Source organism: Paenibacillus sp. V4I9 (genome assembly GCF_030817295.1).
Classification (GTDB): domain Bacteria; phylum Bacillota; class Bacilli; order Paenibacillales; family NBRC-103111; genus Paenibacillus_E.
Window position 1 is genome coordinate 5590878 of record NZ_JAUSZE010000001.1, and the last position, 21311, is coordinate 5612188.

The window sequence follows — 21311 nt, forward strand, 5'->3', positions numbered from 1 at the left end:
GAGAAACAGGGTCAGATGCCTTACCTGCCATCTGGCCCTGCCGATTTTTCCTTATTTCTTCATACCGTTGGCATCCTGCGCCGCTTTGAGCGCTTTAGCCGCTTGCTCAACATTGCCTTGTGTAACGAAGATGTTGATCGCTTGGTTAGCCTGAGTTGTAAAACCTTCCGGTGCCGCAGAACCGTGTGCCATACTTGGCGTCAGCTTGCTCTTTTTGAAGTCCTCAATCGTCGTTTTCCCGTAAATATCGTATTTGGAAGCATCCGCATCAACCCTTGCCGGAATAGATCCTTTCAGCGGGTTAAACACGTCCTGACCTTCCACGGAGCCAAGAACCTTCAAGAATTCTTTGGCTGTCGCTTGATCCTTAGAATCTTTCGGAAGCGCGAAGGTATCCGTCACGACCATGAAAGTTCCGTTTGTATTCGGGGATGCCGCCCAACCGAAATCTTCATTCGCTTTCAATTTCAGATCGGTCGTGAAGTAGCCTTTAGCCCAGTCACCCATGTTGTTCATGGCCGCTTCGCCTTTGGCAACCAATTGCGCAGCATCTTGCCAGTTACGGGCAGCGTGATCCTTATTCACATAAGTCAGCATCTTTTTAAAGGTTTCGAGCGATTTTTTCACGCGCGCATCGTCGAATGGAATCTCGCCAGTCCACAATTTTTTATAGTCGTCCGCGCCAAGCTCACCCAGCAAAACGTTTTCAAACAGCATCGTCGCCGTCCAAGGCTCTTTGTCGCCGAGCGCCAGCGGAGTAATTCCTTTGGCTTTCAAAGCATCCGCTACCTTGATGAACTCATCAAATGTAGTAGGCGCTTTCAAACCGTTTTGATCAAAAATTTTCTTGTTGTAAAATATCACATTTCCACGGTGGATATTGACCGGTACAGAGTAAATGTTGCCATCCTTACTAACCATGTCGATTAGGTCCTTCGGAAACTTATCCTTCCAGCCTTCCTTATCGTACAGATCATTTAAGGGGCTGACCTTGCCGGCAGCAACCCAACCGGTATTTAACTCGGCCCCGCCATGAACTTGGAAAGCGGATGGCGGATCGCCGCCCTGCATGCGGCTTGCGAGTACTGCTTTTGCATTTGTACCGGCTCCCCCAGCTACGGCAGCATTAATAACTTCGATATCAGCGTATTTGCCTTTGAACAATTTAATAAGTCCTTGGAGTCCCGCTTCTTCACCGGCACCCGTCCACCAGCTAAAGATTTCCACCTGCTTTTTGGTCGCCGCCGGTGCCGAAGTCGCCGATGCAGCTGCTGTAGCCGCTGGCGTATTTGCAGCCGCACTCGGAGCCGGGCTGTTGTTTGTCGCCTCCTTTGTGCTCGTGCCGCAAGCAGTAAGAAGCGATCCCGTTACGGTTACCGTCGTAAGAATGATAGATAATTTGCGTTTCACAGTACTTCCCCTTTCAGTCACTATGTTTGAAACCGCTTTACATCTATCATTTTACTTATTATTGGAAATTCATTTAATGAGGTAAATCTATCTTTTCTTCCGTTTTTTTGCACAAACACCGTTGGGCTTATTAATTAGGAAAGTCGGGAACGGTAGTCGCCAGGTGACATTCCCATCTGTTTTTGAAACCACTCGCTGAAATACCGGGGATTGGGGTAGCCCACGGCCTCGCCGATCTGATAAATTTTGAGGGTGCTGCCTGCCAGCAGCTCGCAGGCCTTCTCGATGCGCAGGTACGATAAATAATCACTAAACGATTTGCCTGTTTCCTGACGAAACAACCTGCTTAAATAATTGGAGGTAACAAACAATTCCTCGGCAATTAGATTGAGTTGAATATCCTCCGTAAATCTTGCGTTCATGATATGCAGCGCTTTTTTAATCAAGTACGAACTGGGCTCCTCGAATACTATTGGTTCGACAGGTTGTTTGTTGGTTTGCATGGCTTCTTTGGCGCACATCTGCTTAGCTTTTTGTAATGCATCTTCAATATCTTCGACTTCCGTAGGCTTAAGCAGATAATTTACCGCGCCTAACCGAAGCGCTTCTTGCGCATATTTAAAATCACCATACCCGCTCAGGAATATGACCTTGATGTTTGATAGCAAGTGATTTTCATTTTCCAATTCGCGTAATCTTGCAACTAACTCTAATCCGGTCATATTGGGCATACGAATATCCGACAAAATGATGTCGACGGGATGATTTTGTATATAATCTATTGCTTCAAGACCGTCTTGAAATACTCGCACAAGCTCTATTCCTATTAACTCCCAATTGATATGCATGCTTAAGCCTTCCCGAATCCAGGCTTCGTCATCAATAATAACGGCACGGTAAATGGAAGCAGTCATCGATTTATCCTCCATCCTATTGAGAATTCATATTCATTTTTTGAGACAGATGGCGCAACTCAATTGCTGCTTCTCTTAAGGCTTCTTGCGGCTTGTCAGATGACGTAATGATTTTAGCTAAAGCCCTTTCTTCAATATCGACCATATCCGGATAATAGCTAATGGAAGGTTCATTTTTGGCGATATCCATACTCTTCAAAATTAAAGCAAAATCCGGTCTTGTTGCTAAAAAGGACGGATCGTCCAAAATCGAACGTCTTGCCGGCACACCACCTTGCTGTGCATAGATCATCCCGCCCTTCTTGCCAGTCGCATACTCGAGAAACTTCCAGGCATCAACTGAATTTCTGGAGCTCGCATTAATGGCGAGAGTCCAGCCATGCTGAAACGGGACGCGCTGTATTTGTCCATTCTGATCTTTGGTGCCTGGAATTAATGCAATTTTAATCGATTCTTTATTGGGGTCACTATTTTGCTTGATCATCGGGTAAGCCGCATTCCAATAAGGAGCCGCCATGGCGATCTCCCCCGCAATTAACGCGTCACGGGTTCTCGCAAAATCCCAGCTCAGTAAATCCTGTGGCACCACCTTCTCTTGTACCAATTTCTCCAAGTATTGACCGGCTTGAATCGACTCTTTATTATCCAAAAATACTTTCCCGTCTTCTTCATTCAGAATGTCACCCCCAAATGACCATAGCAGCGAGGCAAAGATTTTGGATCTTTCCTCCGGCACGACAGCTGGCATCCCCAATCCCCAAGTGGTTGGGGATGCTGGGTTTTTACTTTTCGAAAACTTTTTGGAAGCCTCGAACAACTCATCCCAAGTCTCAGGCGGACTTGGGATTAAATCGCTCCTGTAGTAAAGAAAGTGGGTGCTGATATCGGTTGGCAGCGCATATGTCGCCCCGTGGTACCGGTAGATGGAAAAAAAATCGTCTACATCAAACGATTGCAAATCGGTTATATTCGTATCCTTCATGAAGCCGTCCAACGGAAGAATCGCATGAACAGAGGCAAATTGAGCAATCGATGTGTTGGGAATGGAAACGATGTCAAATGTATCGGTCCCTGCCAGCAGTTGTGTACCTACAGCAGTAAAGTACACGTCCCTTCCTAATTCAATAAATTCAACTTGAATTCCAGTGTTTTTCTCAAATGTCTGCGAAATTTGACGCATAGCTGAGGATTCCGTTCCTGTTCGAATTAGCACTTTAATTTTTTTCGAACTTGCCATTGCTTTGGGCGGATCAATCGTCACCCGCTCCAATAAAATTAAACTGCTGAGCGCCCAGACCAGAAGCAGGACGACCGAAATAATCATCAGCCCATTGTATTTTAAGTAGTTCATGGTTAGCCCCCCGCCTCCTCTTGGACCTGATCCGACATTGATAACCGATAAGGGATCGTCACTTTGACCAGCGCTCCTTGCTCCATACCTGCCACAAGCTCGATGCCGTATTCGGGACCGAAAGCCGTCTGTATTCGCTGTTGGACGTTTCGAAGTCCGACATGGTCGGAGGAATCATCCTGCAACAGAAGGCGAACACGATCAAGATCGATTTGCTTACCCGTATTCGATATGAAGATATAAACTCGTTCTTCGAATCTATGGGCATTGATCTGCACGGTACCGCCTTCCGGACTTTTCGATATTCCATGTTCCAAAGCATTTTCAATGAGCGGCTGCAGGATAAGCGGCATCACAATGACCGATGAAATGTCGGGATCTACATTGATTTCATAATAGAGCTTGTCCCTGTAGCGAAAGGACTGAATTTGCAAATAGTTTTCAACGTGTTCAAGCTCTTTTCCAAGCGTTGTCCATTCCTGTCCTGCATTTAAGGTAAACCGGAAGAACCGTCCCAGCGCAGTAACAAGCTTACTGATCGAATCAGCGTTGTGCTTCTTGGCCATCCAATAAATCATGTCGAGCGTGTTGTATAGAAAATGAGGATGAATTTGCATTTGCAGAGCTTGAAGCAGTGCTTCCCGTTTCTCTTTCTGCTGCCTCTCATTCTCTTGGATCAGTGTTTGAATGCGATCCATCATGCGGTTGAAGCTAACTTGTAAAAGGCTGATTTCTTGAATATGTCCTAGTGTTTCACGGACATGAAGATTGTCTTGCGCAGCGAAAACCATTAACCTAGCCAAGTTCATAACCGGTTTAGAGATAGCAGTAGCCAGCAGAAACGAGACAATGACCGAGATAAGAGCTCCAATTGCCGCCATTATGAGCAGGTAGCGTAGTATTTTTTGATTGGAACCAATTAGTTCATCAATCGGGACTACCGCAGTCATTTTCCAACCGCTAATTTGGGAGGTATCCGAGGCAAGAATCCATTTTCCGTCAACGATCTTAAGCCCTTGCCCTTGAGAGGGCAGTGTCTTTATCGCAGCGCTTATTTTGTTGTTTTGCGCCAGCTGCGGATCTTGCTGATAAATCACATCTCCCGACGCGTCCGAGACCAATAAGGAACCTGTTGAACCAATTTGAACTTCCCGGAGATAATCGCTAATAAATTGATCGTTGAAATGAATAAACAAATATCCTCGAAGCTTTGCTGTATTATTGTCAATGAGACGTCTTGATGCTGTAACCGAAGCGCGAACTGGGGATTCGTAGCTATTTTTTGGACGGTATATCGCTCTATTGTCGCTGAACCAGCTCATCTTTAAGGGCTGCTTCTCCAGTTGATCCGTCATGAATTGATAATTCACTCGATTAACTTGCTCAAATGAATAAAATAAATTTTCTGTCGAAAGAACATCTTTACTCGATGTAACGAAATAAATCGCGCGAATGTGCTCCAGCCTGCCCCGAAACAGATTGGAATACACCATGCTTTTAAATTTTTGATTCGCATCAAATAATCGATACGGGGAATCCAAGGGACCGTTAATAAAATCAAGCGACTGCTCATATAACAATGTCCATGTGAGCCGATCAATCTCTGACAGATTGGCATCCAGTGCCCTCTGAGTTTGCGCAACCGTTTGCAACAAATACTGGCTCATCTGTGTTTGAAATAATTTATTTTCCTTTTTGTATGTAATATAGGTAATTACGACCAAAGGGGAAATCATAAACAGAAGTAAAACAGATAGCAGAATAGTTCGAATGGAAATCAGTTTGCTGACGCTAGTGAATGCGCTCACCCTTTCTATGATTTAATACACGAATAATCTATCACTTGTATTTTAAAATGTTTGTCGAATTAACTGAAATTAGGAATTAATTATGACGTGAAGAAAGTTAATTCTACAAAAACATTGAGCCCCCCTATAGCACAACTGAGGCATACAGAAAAACCGTTCTTTCTCAGGGGAGAAAGTTCCCTAGTCAGAAAGAACGGTTATTGTGGTTTTTAGTCGACAGGTTTCCTTGCGCCGCAGTCTATTTCAGCTGAACCAACGCCGCCAAATTGACGGGAGACATCAAATCGCTGTTGAAGCGATCCAGCACCATGGCTCGAACCGTGTACAGACTGGAGTCAAAATCTGCCGTGTTGAAGAAGGCAGTAAAGGCTTTGGAGGCTTCGATTCTGTCGGATTGCACAGCCACGATCCCTACAGGCGTGTTGCCCTTCATCAGTTGAAAGACGATGACCTGTTCATCCGGACCTTTCACCGCATCCGGAGTCGGCTGCACACTAACCTGGGCCTCGATGCCACCTTGGCGCTTGAGAACGCCTGTGGTCGTAAGTGTATATGGCGCCAGTCCGCTGGCCTGCGGGACGAGAACGGAAATCGCCTCGGTCGTAGCTTTGCTGCCGTCCGACAAGTCGGTGATCTCCAGAACCACCTGTACAGTCGTTCGCGCCTTTGGCGCCCGAATCGTTCCGTCCAGCGCAATGATGCTAGGATCGCTGGAACTTTGAATCGCGATGCGGAATCCATTCGGTACGATTGGCAGCTTAAGCCGAGTGTCGATTGGTGAAGGATTTGCGATCTGCTTGATGCTCGCCGCCAATTCTCGTGCCGTCATGGCCGTTGTCAAGAAACCGGCGTTCAGCCAATCGCCGTGGTCAAAGTTTTTGCCGCCCGCATCGTTCAGCGATAGGAGAATCTGCTTGGCTCCGTCCGGCAGCGTGACGTTGAAGTTCCACAACATGCCTTTGCCGATGAGCGGCGAGGCGGCAGCAAGCTTCCCATCCACATACACGCTGAACAGCATGCTTGCGTATCCGCCTTCTTCCTTCACCTCGTCGTCCCCAGCGGCAATAGCGACAAATCTTTTGGCCCCATTGGGAATCGTGTATACGATATCGGAATTGGCGTGAGTCCCCAAACCGCGCTCATACGTTTTACCGCCCGCTCTCAGTGGATTGCCGTCAATCGATAGCTTCTTCTTCGGTATGTTGTTCCAGCCGGACGTCGCGCTGACCCAATTCAGTTCGTCCAGGTAAACCGACGGAAGAGGAGGCACAGGGCCATTATGCTCCAAGGTGTACAGCGTTTTCGATACGGCGTTTGAGCCCGGTTGTCCTTTCACAAAAAGCTTGGCTTTCAATTTAGCCGTGCTTACAGGGAGAGCAAAAGGTCCCGTATACAGCAGCGAGTATTGGCTCGGTTCGCTATCGTCCAGCGTATAGCGAATTTCGAAGTCGCTTCCCTCCGCATTGGTCTGTATCCTTACTTTCCCGCCTGGATTGACCCAGTTCCGATCCCCGTCGTACAGGATCTTTATGATAGGCAAGGTCTTGTTGAATCGGGCCGTGACGGTGCTGCCGGCTCCTTCCCCGCTCGTGATGACCGCACGAAGGACGACGGAATCGGTGATCACGATTTCCTTCTCGTATCTCGGAGAGCTAGCCTTCGGTTCGGAACCGTCCAGCGTATAATGAATCTCGCTCGAGCTGTCCGATGTTTTCAAATGAACCGTACGTTGATCCAGAAATCCCCCGCCGAACGGCTCCATGTCAAGCTGGCTGAATTTGGCAACATAGCCTCCGCTGCCTCGCATCTTCATGGTTAGCACGGCGCCTGAAGATACAATCTGCTTATCAAGACTGTAAGTGTTGGGCTTCGTAAAATCGTCTGCATAGATGCTGGCATTGTACTTCCCGCTGCCGAGGAACGACAGGTTCAGACCCATCGTGCGCTCCTCCAGTCCGTTCATGACAGCCACATACCAGGTCGTACCGGAGCGGCGGGCCATCGCCGAAACCTCTCCGATTTCGCTGCCGGGCAATACAATCGTCTCATCCCAGGCCGTCGGCATGCTTTTGAACAGCTCTACTGCCGGATTCAGCAGCATGTTCTCCGGATGCTCCCCGAAGGAAAGAATCGGCGAGGTAAGGCTTAGCGCCGTGGCCACCTGATGGCTCCAGGAGCTTTTGCCCATCCGGTTGCTGAGCGACATTGGCGTATAGTCTCCATGACCTGCCAGGTAGCGGGTGAACGGCAAGGTGGCGTTATGATCGGCCGGCGGCGCGCCTTGCTCCAGACCGTGCACGGCCTCGCGGGACAATTCATTGGGATAAGTCCGCGACATGCCCGTCGGTTTATTGGCCCCATGGAAATTGACCATCAGGTGATATTTTGCGGCGTCCTCCAGCGTGTCTTTATAGAAATTCATCTTGAACAGCTCTTCGCCGTCGATGAAATCGATCTTGACCCCGATTACCCCTGCCGCTTTGGCCTTTTCGAAGAAGGCGAGCCGATCCTCGCGGTTGAAGAGGCCTTTGATGCCGAAGCGATCGGAAGCGGATTTCCATAGCCAGCTTTCGACATGCTTGGATTTGCCGTAGTCCACGACTTCTTTGACAGCGGCCCAATACTCTTCAGGCGTTGATGCCCAGTCCGTCCATCCTTCGTCAATCAGATTGTACGGAATGCCCATTTCGGCGGCGTAGTCGATATAGAGCAGCATGTTGCGTTTGCTGACATCGCCGTCCACAACCCAGGACCAGGTGGAAGAGCCGGGCTTAATCCAATCGGTGTTGTTGTCAAAGATCGGCGCTTGCGGCGGGCTCACATTGGTCATGATGTCGTTGTTCACGAGACCGTTCAAGTCACGGGCTACGGTTACGATTCTCCAGGGCGTCGAAACCTCGCCGGACAAGGTCCAGTTGCCGCTGTTGATGAAATTGGCTTTGAAGTTGGCGCCGCCTTCGGCATTCAAGGTCATGCCGACATATTGAACGAGCGCTCCCTCGGTAATTGCGGCATACCCGGCGCTGCCCGGCAGCTTAATCGTCATCGGTGGGCCGATTTTCGTATTCACAGGAACAGATTGGGCGCCCTGCTTCGTGAAGCGACCTTCATAATTGGTTGTATTTTGCTGATACCACACGGTACTGTCCGCGGGGAGCCGGAAGCTGGTGCTCTCGCCCGAGAACACGCGGTCCGAGGTTCCCGGCGGAATCACATATCGAAAAGCGATTCCATCGTCAAACAGTTTGACTTGGAGCTTGTAGGTCATGCCGCTGTTCACGTCCGTAATCGGAATCGTTGTGAGTGTGTGATGATCCCTGGCTGTGGAATGGTTGCCGGTTATTGGATAAGTGAAAGCGTCCGGAGAAACACTAACCGCCTGAGTCCGGTCCCAGAGCACCCGCTCGCCGATATCGTGGCCGTCCACAATGACGCCGAGCACCGACTTTTCAACGACAGGTGCACCGTTAAACTTCATGGAATAGGTCAAGCGTCCGTCAATCTGCTCAATCGTACTCATGACTTGGCCTCCGGGGCTGGCGATAGCGACAGGCTCGGAAGGCGACCAGCCGCCATTTCCGTCGGTCAACAGGAACCGGGCGTCCAGCCAATCCGTATGGTCACAAGTCGGGTCGCCCAAGTCATCGGTGATCAGGGTCAGTGTCTTGGCCCCGGCCGGAATCGTGACCTGGAATGTATAAGTTTCGTTAAATTTCAATTCCGGCGAACTGGCGATGACCTTATCGTCCGCCTTGACGTGAAATTTGGTCTTGGCCTTGACATGATCCGGGTTCGATTTGACCTCGTCGTCAATCCCGGCAACCGCCGTAAAGCGCTTGTAGGCTGGGTCGAGATTGTACACGATTTTGGAATTTGCATGCGCCCCGATGCCCTTATTGTACGTTTTCCCCGCCGAGGTCAGCGTGTTGCCGTCCAGCGACTTATCTTTTTTGGCGCCGCTCCAGTACGATTCCATGCTGACCCAGTTCAGGTCGGACGCGTATACTACATCGCTCACAACGAGGGCGGTTGAGCTTTCGTTATAGGTCGCCACGGTCACCGATGCATTCGTTGCCGTCGTACCAGTTCCTTCATCGAATGTCTTGTGCGTGAATGGAAGCTGCACGGAATTGGCCACGACAGTTCCCGGCAATCCGAAAGGCAAGCTGCCAAACAGCAAGCAAACCATCAAAAACAACTTGGCCGCAATTGGCCGCAAATAGCGTCTATTATGCAAGCGTACTCTCCTCCTGATTCATGGTTTGGCCCAACTGCTGTTAGGGCAAAAGGTTTTGCATCAAATTGTAGATCGCTTGAGCATTCTGTGAACGCGTAGCTGCGGATTGAGCATCAAATGTGCCCTCACCGATGCCCTGCATCAGCTTCGCGGTCCATGCTTGGTTCACAGCTTCCCGGGCCCATCCGGAAATCTGATCCTGATCCTTGAAGACCGGCAGCGAAGACTGCCCCGCATGAATGCTCCCGCGTTTGGCCTCATAAGCCTTCACGAGCAGCAAAGCCATCTGTTCGCGGGTAATGGCGGCATCGGGACGGAACTCGGCATCCGTTAGCCCAGAGATCAACCCGGCCGCATAGGCTCTCTGGATGGGATCGGCGTACCAAGCATCAGCGCTTACGTCCGAGAAGGGAGTGCTTCCTTTGCCGGTCGGCAGCTCCAATACGCGCACGAGCATCGCCGTGAATTCCGCCCGCGTCGTATGGTCGTCAGGCTGGAACAAGTTTTCGGTTTTGCCCGATACGATATGCCGCGCAGCCAGCAATTCCAGCGTTCGGTTTGCCCAATGGCTGGATGGGACGTCATCGAATGATTTTTTATACGCGATAGCCGCATAAGAACTCAGATGTTTAAGCTTGACTTGTATCCGCTCCGAGTTCTTATCCACCGTGCCGCCAATGTATTCCCATTGCTTAGTGTCATCGTTGCGGTAGTAGATACCAAGTAAGCGTTCATCGGCCTTCGGATCGTAAGGCAGAGACAGCTCCATGTCCCCTGCAAGCTGAACGGCCCAAATTTCAGTGCCGTCCTTCGAAATCAGCGACACCTTGACATCAAAAATCTCGCCGGCCATTTGCAATTGAGCACCGTTCTGGCGGGTCAGACGCCCCATTTCCGTGCTTGTGGTAGCTTCCGCTTTGACTTGCAATACCGCCCCCTCCGAGTTGGCTGTCCGCTTGAGTAAGGCCTGCACTTCGGACATCCCTACCGTGAGGTAAATGTCGCGAAATCGCACCTTCAGCGGCATATTCGCAAAATCCTCAACAGCTATCAGCGCTGTGTTTTGGCCCGCCTCCGGCTGAACCGATGCGATGCCGTTCTGTATGACAGGCTTAAGCGTTGGCGACTGGTTAGCCGGCGCAGGAACCGTTCCCCCGCCCGAGCTCCCGCCGTCTTCTCCACGGCTCGGCGCGATAACTTGGAATTTCTTAACATCCTGCACGGCGCCGCTTCCGGCAATTACGGTATAGGTGCCCGGTACGGAATCATCCGGCAAGGTGAACGAGTCGCTGAATTCCCCTCCATTTAAAACGTTCACATAAAGGATGCTTAGATTCGGTCTTAAGACTTTGACCGTGATCGTCTCCAGATCGGTGCGTCCTGAAATTTCGACGGTATCCCGGGCTCTGCTATCCTTGATTTCCTGAAGAGTTACCGAGGAAGCCGAGAAAGCGTTTCCAGCATAGGACGTCCAGAAGATGCCTGCAAGAATAAGCAGGACGATAAGCTTTTTCATAACCCACCCCTATTCAATGAATTCGCCGCTGGCGCCATCCAGTGTAGCCCCTATCTAATCACGCTTGACCCCTCTTCTATGTATAAATGTAGGTCGACCTGCGGTCGACCTACCTATTTTTACGGTTAGCCCTCTTTCCTTTTCTGCCAAGTATCAATGAGGAATTGAGCATCCGTATTCAGAATCGCCTTTGCACGAGCTTGTACGTTGCCGCTTAAAGCTTCATTATTCAAGTGCTTGATAAAATCTTGAATATGCTTTACCGCTTGATCCTGCTTGCCTTTGTCAAGCTGATGCTGAACCTGCTTAAGAGAGTTGGTCAGCTGAGGGACGATCGCTCCGCTCAGCTCTCCCGAATTCGTGAAGCGGGTTATTAAATGCTGCATGGCATAGACGCTGGTCGTCACGCTGACGTTCCTTGTGTTCTCCAGCCTGTTTCCAGAAGCGTCCTCAATGGTGATAGCGGCCTTTTTCATTCCTAGATTTCCGGCCATATCGATGTCAATGCTTTGCTGCGTCGTCGGATCAATCGTATATTCCTTACCGTCAATTGCGACTTTTGCTGTCGTGATCGCCGATAAGTTATCCCATACTTTGAAGTTCAGAGCGGTATCGTCTTCAAAAGAATCACCGTCATTTATAATAATTCCGTTAGCGGTTAGAGCAAAGGAAGGCAAATCTTTGCTGTCTACGGTGATTCCTTTCGATACGTTCCCCGATTTATCCACGTTCTTGATTAAAATCGTGTAGTTATGGCTCTTGTCAAGTCCCGGTAAAACGGCGGTTTGTATGCCTCGACCGACGTCGATTGCGTTTCCGACCGGTTGGCCGTTGCTGAATACCGCGATTTGTGATTTTTGACCGTCGATGTCATAAGGGCCGTCCCAATACAATGTCATGGCATCGTTGCCGCGAATCGCTTGCACGTTCTCTACCTCTCCCGGAGGTACATGATCAGGCAAAGTCACAGGCGGCGGAGTCGGTGCCGTAAGCACGGCCGGGTCACCGAACGTAAATTTATCGAAGTTGTATAACCAATCGTTGCCTTTGAACAGCATGAACACGATATGTTTTCCGTTCACAGGAGTGGTGACGTCCGCCGAGGTAACCTTGAAATCTTGCCATCCGCCGGTTCCTGAAACCGAACTGGTTGCGATAACCGGGCCGCTCACGCTATCGACTCTAACTTCTATCGTTCCTCCGCCGGTTGCACTTGCCGCATTAACATAAAATTTAGACGGACTCTGAGTTCCAAAGTCAATGTAATTGTACATGGCATTCGGCTTATTGGGACCGTATATTCCCGCCAAGTACGTTTGACCGCCGCCGTTTTCCGTACCGAAGCCTACGCCGCTGGTATAATTCTCAGCCTCCAGCTTGCCATAAGCATCCCTTGCTTTCCCTTTCACTGTCGTAAAGGTGAACCAATCCAAATTGCAGGGCGCATCGCTTCCGTTTGTGCCATGGAATACGAGATACACATCGTGAACGCCAACTGCCTTGGTGTCGTCAATGTTGGCCATCAAGTCCACCCAATTATTCCAGTTTCCCAAAGCCGGAATTCCGATCACACCTGCGGTTGGCCCGTCCAGGCTATCTAGCTTCACCTCAATCGTGCCGCCTTGATTGCCGCTGGTCACATGAACGGTAACGCCGGCCGCACCATATCCAAAGTCAATGCCTTTATATGAGGCGTAAGCGTTATTTTTAATGCCGTCCAGGAAGCCCCAATCTGCATTTTTGCTTAGACCCGAGCTGCTGTCGAAATGACCGGCCTTCAGCCTTGCGTATGCGTCCGACTTGGTCGGATCCGTTGTTGTGAATTTAAACCAGTTCAAATTAAACAAATATTGATCGTTCGTCTTCGTAAAGACAAGATAGACGTTATGTACGCCGGTTACTTTGCTCGGGTTCCCTTGATCGTCTTTAAGGACGGTCACGGCATCCGTAAAATTGTTCCATCCTCCTGTCCCCTCAACGTTTAAGGTTCCGACTTTTGTACCGTTCAAGGAGTCGAGTCTTATTTCGATGTTCCCTCCACGAGTTCCGCTTGCCGCTCTGGCTATAAAGCCAATGGCACCCTCAGATCCGAAGTCGACATTTTTATACGCCGCATAGTATCCGGGCTGTATGCCGCCGAGCTGCAGCGAGCCATCCGTGCTACCTTCCATAACAAATCCGGTACCGACGTTATAGCTTTCCGCTTCTACCTTATTAAAAGGATTTTTGGAGGCATACCCGCCGAGTGCGACGTCCTGCGATTGCAAAACGGACAATGCTTCTACTGCGCCGGATGATGCCCAAGCCTCAAAAGTTCCGGAAAGCAGCTGCCCTGACCAGTTGCCGTCGACGATGTTGTCGGCGTTTCGATTGTTCCATGCCGTTTGGGCGTTGAAAGCCACCCAGTAATTAAAGTCCGCAGCGAATTGCTTGTAGGTGCTTTCGCTTCGCTCGTTGACGGTCTTTTGCAGATAGGCAAGATTGCGAAGCAGGATCGTTTTGCCGCCTTTTAGGTCGTGGTTCGGTCCTTCATAGCGCAACAAGCGGTTTTCATCGACTAAATGATCTTTGGTAAAGCTCGCCGCTTTCACAGCATCGTCAAGATACACGGTATTTCCGGTTATTTGATACAATCCTACCGCTGCGCCGATGAAAGTGCCCTGATTGTAATGAGTCGCATCGGGGACGGCGCCTTTCTCCATCTCGATGCGGTCAAACACTTTCCCGTTACCGTCCGTAAGCATCGTCTTGCTCCATCGGTAAATGCGGGTGGCCGCATCCAAATAATGATCGTCCTTCGTGATGTTATACAGATAAACGGCCGCTTCGGCTGCGGGGAAGTTAATACAGGCATTCTTCGTAGAGTGATCCGTATTCATCCACCAGATGCCGCCGTTCGCAAAGCTGTCATCCCATTGCGTATTGTAAACAAAGTCGAAATAATACTTGGCTTTATCCAAATATTTTTGATTCTTCGTTATTTCGTAGGCTCTTGCTGAACCCATCGCCCACCACATGATGTCGTCATTGAAATGATTGTTCGTCCAATCCTCCCCGTATTTCGCTACCGTACCGTCAAAAATGTCGTCAATCTGAGTTCGAAGCTGCGCTTTCAAGCCGGCATCGGAAGTATGAAGATAGGCGTCCATGACCATTTCCCAAAGCTCCGCTTCTATCCAAAAGTCCATATAGTTGCTGCCGCGATTCGAATTTTTCCAAAATAACTTTGCGCTGCTGTCCCAAAATTTCGCGTTAAATGCTTGTATGGCCGTATCTCCGTCCGACGAAGTAAATGCATTCGCTTTTGGGCTTCCCAGGGCAGAATATGATGTGAAAGTTAATGCAAACGCCGTTGTCAACAGTAAAAGTTTAGAGCGGCTCCTTTTTGTCAGTACCATTACATTACCTCCCTGGATTATTTGGATGACGCTATCACTTTGTTCACCTTGTCGGCCGTATCCTTCAGCTCGGCTTCGCCGGCTTTGCCGCTCAAGACATTATTCCAGACGGCGTCGATGAACGGGCCTGCTTTCCCGGACCAGGTCGTAAGGAACCGTACCGGCTGAATGTTCGGTGATTTTAGAATATAATCGATACCGTCCGCCAAATCCGGATGCCCCGCTTTCTTGAGCGTGTCGAAATAAGCGCCTGCGGCCGATTTGTAAGCGGCGGGAGCGACCGGTGTGGACGGCAGCACTTCCTGATACATTGACGAATCAAGATACATCAGCACTTTCCAGACCGCATCCGGATTCTTGATAGTGGCCGGGCTGCACCAACCGACGGCGTCATAAATCTCCGATTGCGTCTTCACGACAGGCTGAGGAGCATATCCCCATTCCAGGTTCGGCGCATTGCGGATCAGGTCGTCTGCCACCCACTGCCCTTGCATCGTCATCGCAACTTTGCCGTCCTTAAATGACGCCATAACGCCCGATTGGTCGAACGTCGGCGGAATCATGGATTTGTCGGCAATCGCCTTCTGATACTTCTTCACGCCCTCGATAAATTGCGGGCTCACTTCCACCTTCGTCGGGTTTACGATCGAATCCGTAAAAGGAGCGCCTCCGGCCGATACCGAGTACAGCGATACGTTAAATGCATCAGGTCGGCCATAATATCCATACTGCTGAATGCCGCCTTTATTAGATGTCAATTTGGCCATGGCGCCAAAAAACTCATCATACGTCCAACCCTGCTTCGGCTCTGGAAGCCCGGCATCTTTGAACAGCTTTTTGTTGTAGAAAACACCATACGTATTTAGAAGGCCCGGCAACCCGTAAAGCTTGTTATTTGATTTCCAACTGTCGACGACACCCGGATAAAATCCATTCATATACTCCTGATCCGAACTTGCTTTGGCCGACCAGTCGTAAAGAAGGCCTTTCGCGCCGTTTTGCAGCGTCATGTCGTTGCCGGTCATGAAAATATCAGGAGCCTGTTTGGCTGCCATCATCCCGTTGATTTTGATGCCGTAATCTTGAAGCGGTGCCGGAAGCAGCTTAACGGTGATGCCCGGATTCTGCTCCTCGAACTTCTTCATCGAAGCCATGATCTTATCATTCATCGCTTGGGATTCCCAAGTCATCAGCGTGACCTCCGTGGACGTCGCTTTACTGCTGTTGCCGGATGTAGCTGCCGGCGCGGTCGCACCTCCGCCTGAGCTCGTGCTTTCCGAACAACCTACCACCGTCCCCAATGCCAGAGTTAACGCTCCTGCCAGACTCACCAATTTAATCGCTTTCATTTCTATGGACCTCCTTGAATTATTTATTTCAAGCCGGCGGAATTGACCGACCCGAGACCCTGCATAAAATACTTTTGGCCAAGGAAAAAGATGATGATCATGGGCAGCATATAGATTAAATCTGCGGCCATGAAGTAGTTCCATTGCGTCGTCCAATTCGATGCATAGGAGGCAAGAGCTACCGATAGCGTCCATTTGCTTTGATCCGCAATATAGATGAGTGGCTCCAGGTATTGGTTCCATGCTCCGTTAAAGGCGAAGATAATCATGGTGACGATGACTGGCAGCGACATGGGAACAAGCACATACCAAAGGATTTGGAAGTCTCCGGCCCCGTCGATCTTGGATGCCTCGTCGAACGATTTCGGAATCGTGCTCGTGAATTGGATGAACAAGAACGTAAAGGTGGCATTGCCGAGAAATGCCGGTACAATCAGCGGAAGATAAGTATTGTACCAGCCGAGCGAGGTGAACAGATGAAAGATCGGAACGAGCCCTACGAAGCCCGGCAGCATCAGGCTGCCAACGAAGAACGAAAACCACATTTTACGTCCCGGAAAACGAAGCCTGCCGATTCCGTATCCGACGAGGACCGAGCTGACGACTTGCCCAATCGTGCTGGCGACGGCGATGAACATCGAGTTGCCGAACGTCCTCCAGAAGTTGATAGTCTGCGTTCCCTTGACGAAGTTTTCCAGATGAAACTCCTTCGGGTACCAATCGGGCGGTATCTTGAATATTTCTTCATTCCCTTTCAGCGCTATCGTAATCATCCAGAGGAGCGGATACAGCATGGCGATGGAGCCGACGAGAAGAATCAAGAAACGAACCGTATCTTTCAACGGATATTTGGATACACGGTCGGCTGTCCGGGAATTTTCTATTACCGCAGACTGGGACATAGCCATTCGTTTCACCCCCTATTGTCATTTTCGTAATACACGAATCGATTGGAATACCTGTAAGTAAGCAGAGTGAAGAACATGATGATGAGGAACAGAACCCAAACCTCAGCGATACCGTATCCGAACATTTTACCGTTAAACACATCTCCATAAATCTTATAATTGAGCAGCATCGTCGAGAAGTTGGGACCGCCGTGAGTTAAGACAACAATTTGGGTGAAGGCCTGAAAGGAGCCGATAATACCCAAAATGAGCTGCAGAAAAAGAATCGGTGTGATCATCGGCAGCGTCACACGGGAGAACGTCGTCCATCCGCTGGCCCCGTCCACCTCCGCAGCTTCATACAAATCCTGCGGTACGGATTGCAGTCCGCTTAAGAAGATGATCATCCCCGAACCGACCTGCCACAAGCCGGACAGGATGATGGATAGAAGAGCCGTATTCTCGCTCGTGAGCCAAGGAGCGGCCGGCAGGCCGAACAATCTGAGCACCTGATTGGCCAATCCATACTGCGGATGATACATGAAAAGCCATAGGGTCAAGGTTGCCACCGCTGGGATAACCGTCGGCAAGTAAAAGGCAGTCCGGAAAAACTTGATGCCCGGCAGCTTGCGGTTGAGAAGCATGGCCAGTACTAGGCCGAATATGAGTGATGAAGGCACATTGAGCAGAACGAAATAGAAGGTCACTCGGAGCGACTTCCAGAAAGCCGGATCGACTGTAAACATATAAGTGAAGTTATCGAATCCGACAAACTTAGGCTTGTTGATGCCGTCCCACTCCGTAAGCGCATAATAAAGAGAAGAGATTAACGGATAGGCGACGAATACGCTGAAACCGATAATCGAGGGGAGGATGAACAAATAACCCTTGATCCATTGGCGGTAAACCCTCTTGCGGGATGCTGCAATCAAAAGTTCCGACCACCTTTCTTTATTCGGGTTTCTGTTCGAGCCATCGGCAAATAAACTCGCCGAACAAACTGTTCGCCCAAGCGAACCATTCTCTTGTGAACGTATCCGGTCTGTCGGTATGGAAGCTTTCGTGCATAAAGCCTGTGCCTGCGGTAGTGGAAACTAACATCCGTACCAGATCGTCCCGCTCAATAGGATCGATCGAGGTCAGCCCTTGGATGATGAGTCCGATCGGCCAAATGTGACCGGGCGGCGTATGCGGGCTGCCGACGCCTTGGGCGAAGAGGCCCGACGAGTAATACGGGTTATCCGGGCTTAGAACGAACTTTCTTGTATTCCTATAGACCGGGTCGTTCGCGTCTCGGTAACCAAGGTAAGGAATCGAAAGCAGGCTCGGAACGTTGGCGTCATCCATCAGATTGTAGTTGCCGAAGCCGTCGGTTTCGTAAGCGTACATCCATCCGTGCTCAGGATGCTTGACCTTGCCGTATGTCTCGATACCGAATTCGATTTCTACAGATAATTTGTAAGCGCTTTCACATAAGCCGTGGTCATGATACATCTCCTTGGCCAACTGTCCAATATAACGAAGGATGATGACGGCGAACATATTCGAAGGGATCAGGAATCCGAACTTGCAGGCATCGTCGCTCGGTCGGAAGCCCGACCAGATCATGCCGGTATAATTGGTTCGGGTGCCTCTTCCGCTGAAAGGCAGCGTGTCTGAAGGAGGGCAGCCCGTTCTTTCGAAAGCGTACTCGGAATCTCGGTCGTGCCGCTGTTCTACGCGCATGATTTCAACAATCCGATGAAACATCGTATGTACCGTTTCACTGAATACCATTCTGTCTTGAGTAGCTTCCCAATAGTCCCAGCACAGTTGAACAGGATAACACAGTGAATCCAATTCGTACTTCCGTTCCCAAACCCAAGGTCCTTTGACCGTTAGGTCTCCCGAATGCCCTTTCCCATTCGGCTCCTTATTGAATGCGTTTGCGTATGGATCGAGCATCAGGTATCGGGCCTGCCGTTCGATTACCCCGCGTATCATCCGCTGTACATCCGGATCGTCGCCTGCCTGCTGAATATAAGGCCGAACCTGGGCGGACGAATCTCTGAGCCACATCGCCGGGATATCTCCGGTAATGACGAAGGACGTCCCGTCGTCCAACAGTTCTACGGTCGTTTCCAACGTATTCGGATAGCATTTCTGAAAGATTTCAGAAAGTCCCGGGTCGATCCGCTGAAGTCGAACCGCTGTTTCTTCAATTTTCCGATAAACCGAACTATACATAACCACTCTCCTATTCAGATTGTAATCGCTTCCTTTCATGGTATCAATATAACATCTCGAATAATATAATGTCAATATACTATTTATATACCAAGTTTAATCTTATTATATCAACTCTTTATTTTGCCGCCGAATCAACTTGTGCTCAACCAGGTGGTTTTCCGGGGTCACTTCACCTGCCCATTTGGCTGCTAGCAAGTCCAACGCACGTTGTCCGATACTCCATTCGTCCTGCCGAATATGCGTGAACTCCGGCGGGCCAAACGAATCTTCAGGGTAATCGAAACAGACTATTTCATAATTATCCGGAACCCGCTTGCCCATCCTGTTCAGCCACTCGGATATGCGCATAGCCATCAGATATTCGCAAGCCAGGAAGGCCGTCGTGCCCGGATGCCTTTCGATAAAAGATTGCAGCGTTCCATAATCGTTCGAGATGTATTCTTTCGTCCCGCCGACCGGCAGCGTGCTGTAAAGGTTCGTCACGATCATGTCCGGATTTGCCGGAATCCCGCGCTGTGTAAATGCCGACAAGTACCCTTGAATGCGGTCCTCAATCGTCGAGGTGTTTTCGGACGGCGGCGAAACGAAGGCGATTTCCCGATGACCTTGATCGAGAAGATACTCGGTCAGTTCCTGCGCGGCTTTGCGATTATCCGTATACACGGCCGTTGCGGCAATCCCGCGCAAATAGCGGTCCACCAGCACGACCGGAAACCCGTTAAGAACAAGACGCAATAGTTCGGCGTTATAGTGCTCTCCGTGTACCGGAAAAACAATCAAACCCGAAGCACCCTGCCGAATCGATGCACGGATCGCCTCCTCCTCCACGTTTTGTTTATCATAAGTCAGCTTCAGCATAAGCGGGATACCATAGCTCGAGCACCGCTCTTCAATTCCGCGTACCATCTTAAGTCCAAAGGAATGATCAAAGTCGGGTAAGATGAGGCTGACGATCCTCGGGCCCGCAGCGTGATCGCGTTCCCCCCAGCCGGAAGGAACCGCTTCCTGCTGTTCGTGGTAATTGAGAATTTTCTGGGCGACGTACGATCCCTTTCCCTGCAACCTCTCGATCCAGTCGTGCTGTGCAAGCATCTCCAACGCCTTTTTCGACGTAATGCGGCTAACGCTGAACTGAGTAGACAATTCGTTTTCCGAAGGAATGCGATCGCCAGGTTTGAGCCTACCTGCCTTGATTTCATCCAGCAAATGACTATATATCTTCTCGTATAACGACATGACCTATCAATCCTTCACCTGTAATATTGTTGATATATCAAGTATAACATTATCAAATTCTTGATACAACAAACATATTTATTGTTGACGGATTTGTAAGTACGGTTGTATATTGGGTGGTAAATATTAACAATATCGATCTCGCTATCTACGGTTCCAAACAACAGGTTATAGGTTTTTGTTTCAGTTATTTCCTAAGTGGCAAAAAATTATTGGTTTGTTGAGATACTTTTCCCTAAATTTTTGCCAGCATATGATGCCTCTCATGGTCAAATTTATGTAGTAAAGGATAAAGAAAAAGGATGGTTCGCTTGGTTTAGATTTCACTAATAAACTTTCAAATGTTGCGTTAAAATGCCCTTTAGTTTAATAGCAAAAAGAGACCCACAGCAACGGGCTGAGGGTCTAAGTTTATATTTTAAAGGGGGGTCGACTTTTATTATAGGCTTGATTCATTAATGCCACATGAAAATAAGATTTCAATCATGTTACATTTACTTAACACTTGTTCTCCGTTAGCGGAATGAGCTTATGTAATTGTTTACTCAGCACTTGCTTCTCGTTAAGCATAGTGACAGTATTTTATTTAGTCATTCTTACTTGGATCGTATTCATCTTCAACTACTGGTATATATGGTGATAGGTAGTTGTCTTTCTCTTGAGTTAAATTACCCCTTGCTAATTTCCAGACTATAAAATTGTTACTGTTATCGTCTTTACCCTTGAAATCCTCATCGTTATGAACATATAACAATCCATACGAACCAGGTAAATTTTCCGACACCCATTTATATATATCTAGAACATATTTTGAAAAGTGGTTATGTAAGCCAGAAATGGTCCATGAGTACAGCCCGTTCCTTCTCCGTATACTTGAGATTTTTTCCCTATTGAAATCTGCATGAGAGAAACTTTTCATGCCGATTCAGGGTATGCTTTAGTTAACTTAAACATCCCTGGTACACGATAAAAAAAA

At 49.2% G+C, this 21311-nt stretch carries 13 protein-coding genes; all 13 read right to left on the minus strand.

The window, feature by feature from the left end; genetic code table 11:
• Positions 1–51: 51 nt before the first annotated feature.
• The gene (locus tag QFZ81_RS26055) at positions 52–1410 is read right to left on the minus strand and encodes an ABC transporter substrate-binding protein (RefSeq protein WP_307605334.1); all 1359 of its coding nucleotides are present in this window, start codon (positions 1408–1410) and stop codon (positions 52–54) included.
• Positions 1411–1544: 134 nt separating this feature from the next.
• Complete coding sequence (locus QFZ81_RS26060) at positions 1545–2324, minus strand: response regulator transcription factor (RefSeq protein ID WP_307440079.1); 780 nt, start codon at positions 2322–2324, stop codon at positions 1545–1547.
• A 16-nt stretch (positions 2325–2340) separates the two neighbouring features.
• Positions 2341–3675 carry an ABC transporter substrate-binding protein gene (locus QFZ81_RS26065; protein ID WP_307605335.1) on the minus strand — a complete coding sequence of 445 codons (1335 nt, stop codon included), beginning with the start codon at positions 3673–3675 and terminating at the stop codon, positions 2341–2343.
• Between the two features lie 2 nt (positions 3676–3677).
• Positions 3678–5330, minus strand: coding sequence for a sensor histidine kinase (locus tag QFZ81_RS26070; protein ID WP_307605336.1), 1653 nt, complete (start codon positions 5328–5330; stop codon positions 3678–3680).
• 391 nt (positions 5331–5721) lie between these two features.
• Positions 5722–9720 (minus strand): NPCBM/NEW2 domain-containing protein, encoded by a 3999-nt coding sequence (locus QFZ81_RS26075; protein ID WP_307605337.1) that lies wholly within the window; start codon positions 9718–9720, stop codon positions 5722–5724.
• Positions 9721–9760: 40 nt separating this feature from the next.
• Positions 9761–11236, minus strand: a complete 1476-nt coding sequence (locus QFZ81_RS26080; RefSeq protein WP_307605338.1) for an S-layer homology domain-containing protein — start codon at positions 11234–11236, stop codon at positions 9761–9763.
• A gap of 125 nt (positions 11237–11361) precedes the next feature.
• Entirely contained in the window at positions 11362–14634 is a 3273-nt protein-coding gene (locus QFZ81_RS26085) for a carbohydrate-binding protein (protein ID WP_307605339.1), read from the minus strand.
• Positions 14635–14651: 17 nt separating this feature from the next.
• On the minus strand, positions 14652–15983 hold the full coding sequence (locus QFZ81_RS26090) for an ABC transporter substrate-binding protein (protein ID WP_307440070.1): 1332 nt from the start codon (positions 15981–15983) through the stop codon (positions 14652–14654).
• 23 nt (positions 15984–16006) lie between these two features.
• Positions 16007–16891: a carbohydrate ABC transporter permease gene (locus QFZ81_RS26095; protein ID WP_307440069.1), complete on the minus strand. Its 885-nt coding sequence runs from the start codon at positions 16889–16891 to the stop codon at positions 16007–16009.
• A gap of 5 nt (positions 16892–16896) precedes the next feature.
• Positions 16897–17802 (minus strand): carbohydrate ABC transporter permease, encoded by a 906-nt coding sequence (locus QFZ81_RS26100; RefSeq protein ID WP_307440068.1) that lies wholly within the window; start codon positions 17800–17802, stop codon positions 16897–16899.
• A gap of 19 nt (positions 17803–17821) precedes the next feature.
• Entirely contained in the window at positions 17822–19096 is a 1275-nt protein-coding gene (locus QFZ81_RS26105) for a glycoside hydrolase family 125 protein (RefSeq protein ID WP_307605340.1), read from the minus strand.
• A gap of 105 nt (positions 19097–19201) precedes the next feature.
• A complete protein-coding gene (locus QFZ81_RS26110; RefSeq protein WP_307605341.1) occupies positions 19202–20335 on the minus strand; it encodes a GntR family transcriptional regulator in 1134 nt (377 codons plus the stop codon).
• A 586-nt stretch (positions 20336–20921) separates the two neighbouring features.
• Positions 20922–21254 carry an Imm7 family immunity protein gene (locus tag QFZ81_RS37515; RefSeq protein ID WP_373463718.1) on the minus strand — a complete coding sequence of 111 codons (333 nt, stop codon included), beginning with the start codon at positions 21252–21254 and terminating at the stop codon, positions 20922–20924.
• Between the last annotated feature and the right edge of the window lie 57 nt (positions 21255–21311).

What these genes read in the sequence shown, in the direction of transcription:
- QFZ81_RS26065 (WP_307605335.1), bottom strand. Translation starts at nt 3,675, where the DNA reads ATGAACTACTTAAAATACAATGGGCTGATGATTATTTCGGTCGTCCTG.
- QFZ81_RS26060 (WP_307440079.1), bottom strand. Translation starts at nt 2,324, where the DNA reads ATGACTGCTTCCATTTACCGTGCCGTTATTATTGATGACGAAGCCTGG.
- QFZ81_RS26090 (WP_307440070.1), bottom strand. Translation starts at nt 15,983, where the DNA reads ATGAAAGCGATTAAATTGGTGAGTCTGGCAGGAGCGTTAACTCTGGCA.
- QFZ81_RS26080 (WP_307605338.1), bottom strand. Translation starts at nt 11,236, where the DNA reads ATGAAAAAGCTTATCGTCCTGCTTATTCTTGCAGGCATCTTCTGGACG.
- QFZ81_RS26085 (WP_307605339.1), bottom strand. Translation starts at nt 14,634, where the DNA reads ATGGTACTGACAAAAAGGAGCCGCTCTAAACTTTTACTGTTGACAACG.
- QFZ81_RS26095 (WP_307440069.1), bottom strand. Translation starts at nt 16,891, where the DNA reads ATGGCTATGTCCCAGTCTGCGGTAATAGAAAATTCCCGGACAGCCGAC.
- QFZ81_RS37515 (WP_373463718.1), bottom strand. Translation starts at nt 21,254, where the DNA reads ATGAAAAGTTTCTCTCATGCAGATTTCAATAGGGAAAAAATCTCAAGT.
- QFZ81_RS26110 (WP_307605341.1), bottom strand. Translation starts at nt 20,335, where the DNA reads ATGTCGTTATACGAGAAGATATATAGTCATTTGCTGGATGAAATCAAG.
- QFZ81_RS26105 (WP_307605340.1), bottom strand. Translation starts at nt 19,096, where the DNA reads ATGTATAGTTCGGTTTATCGGAAAATTGAAGAAACAGCGGTTCGACTT.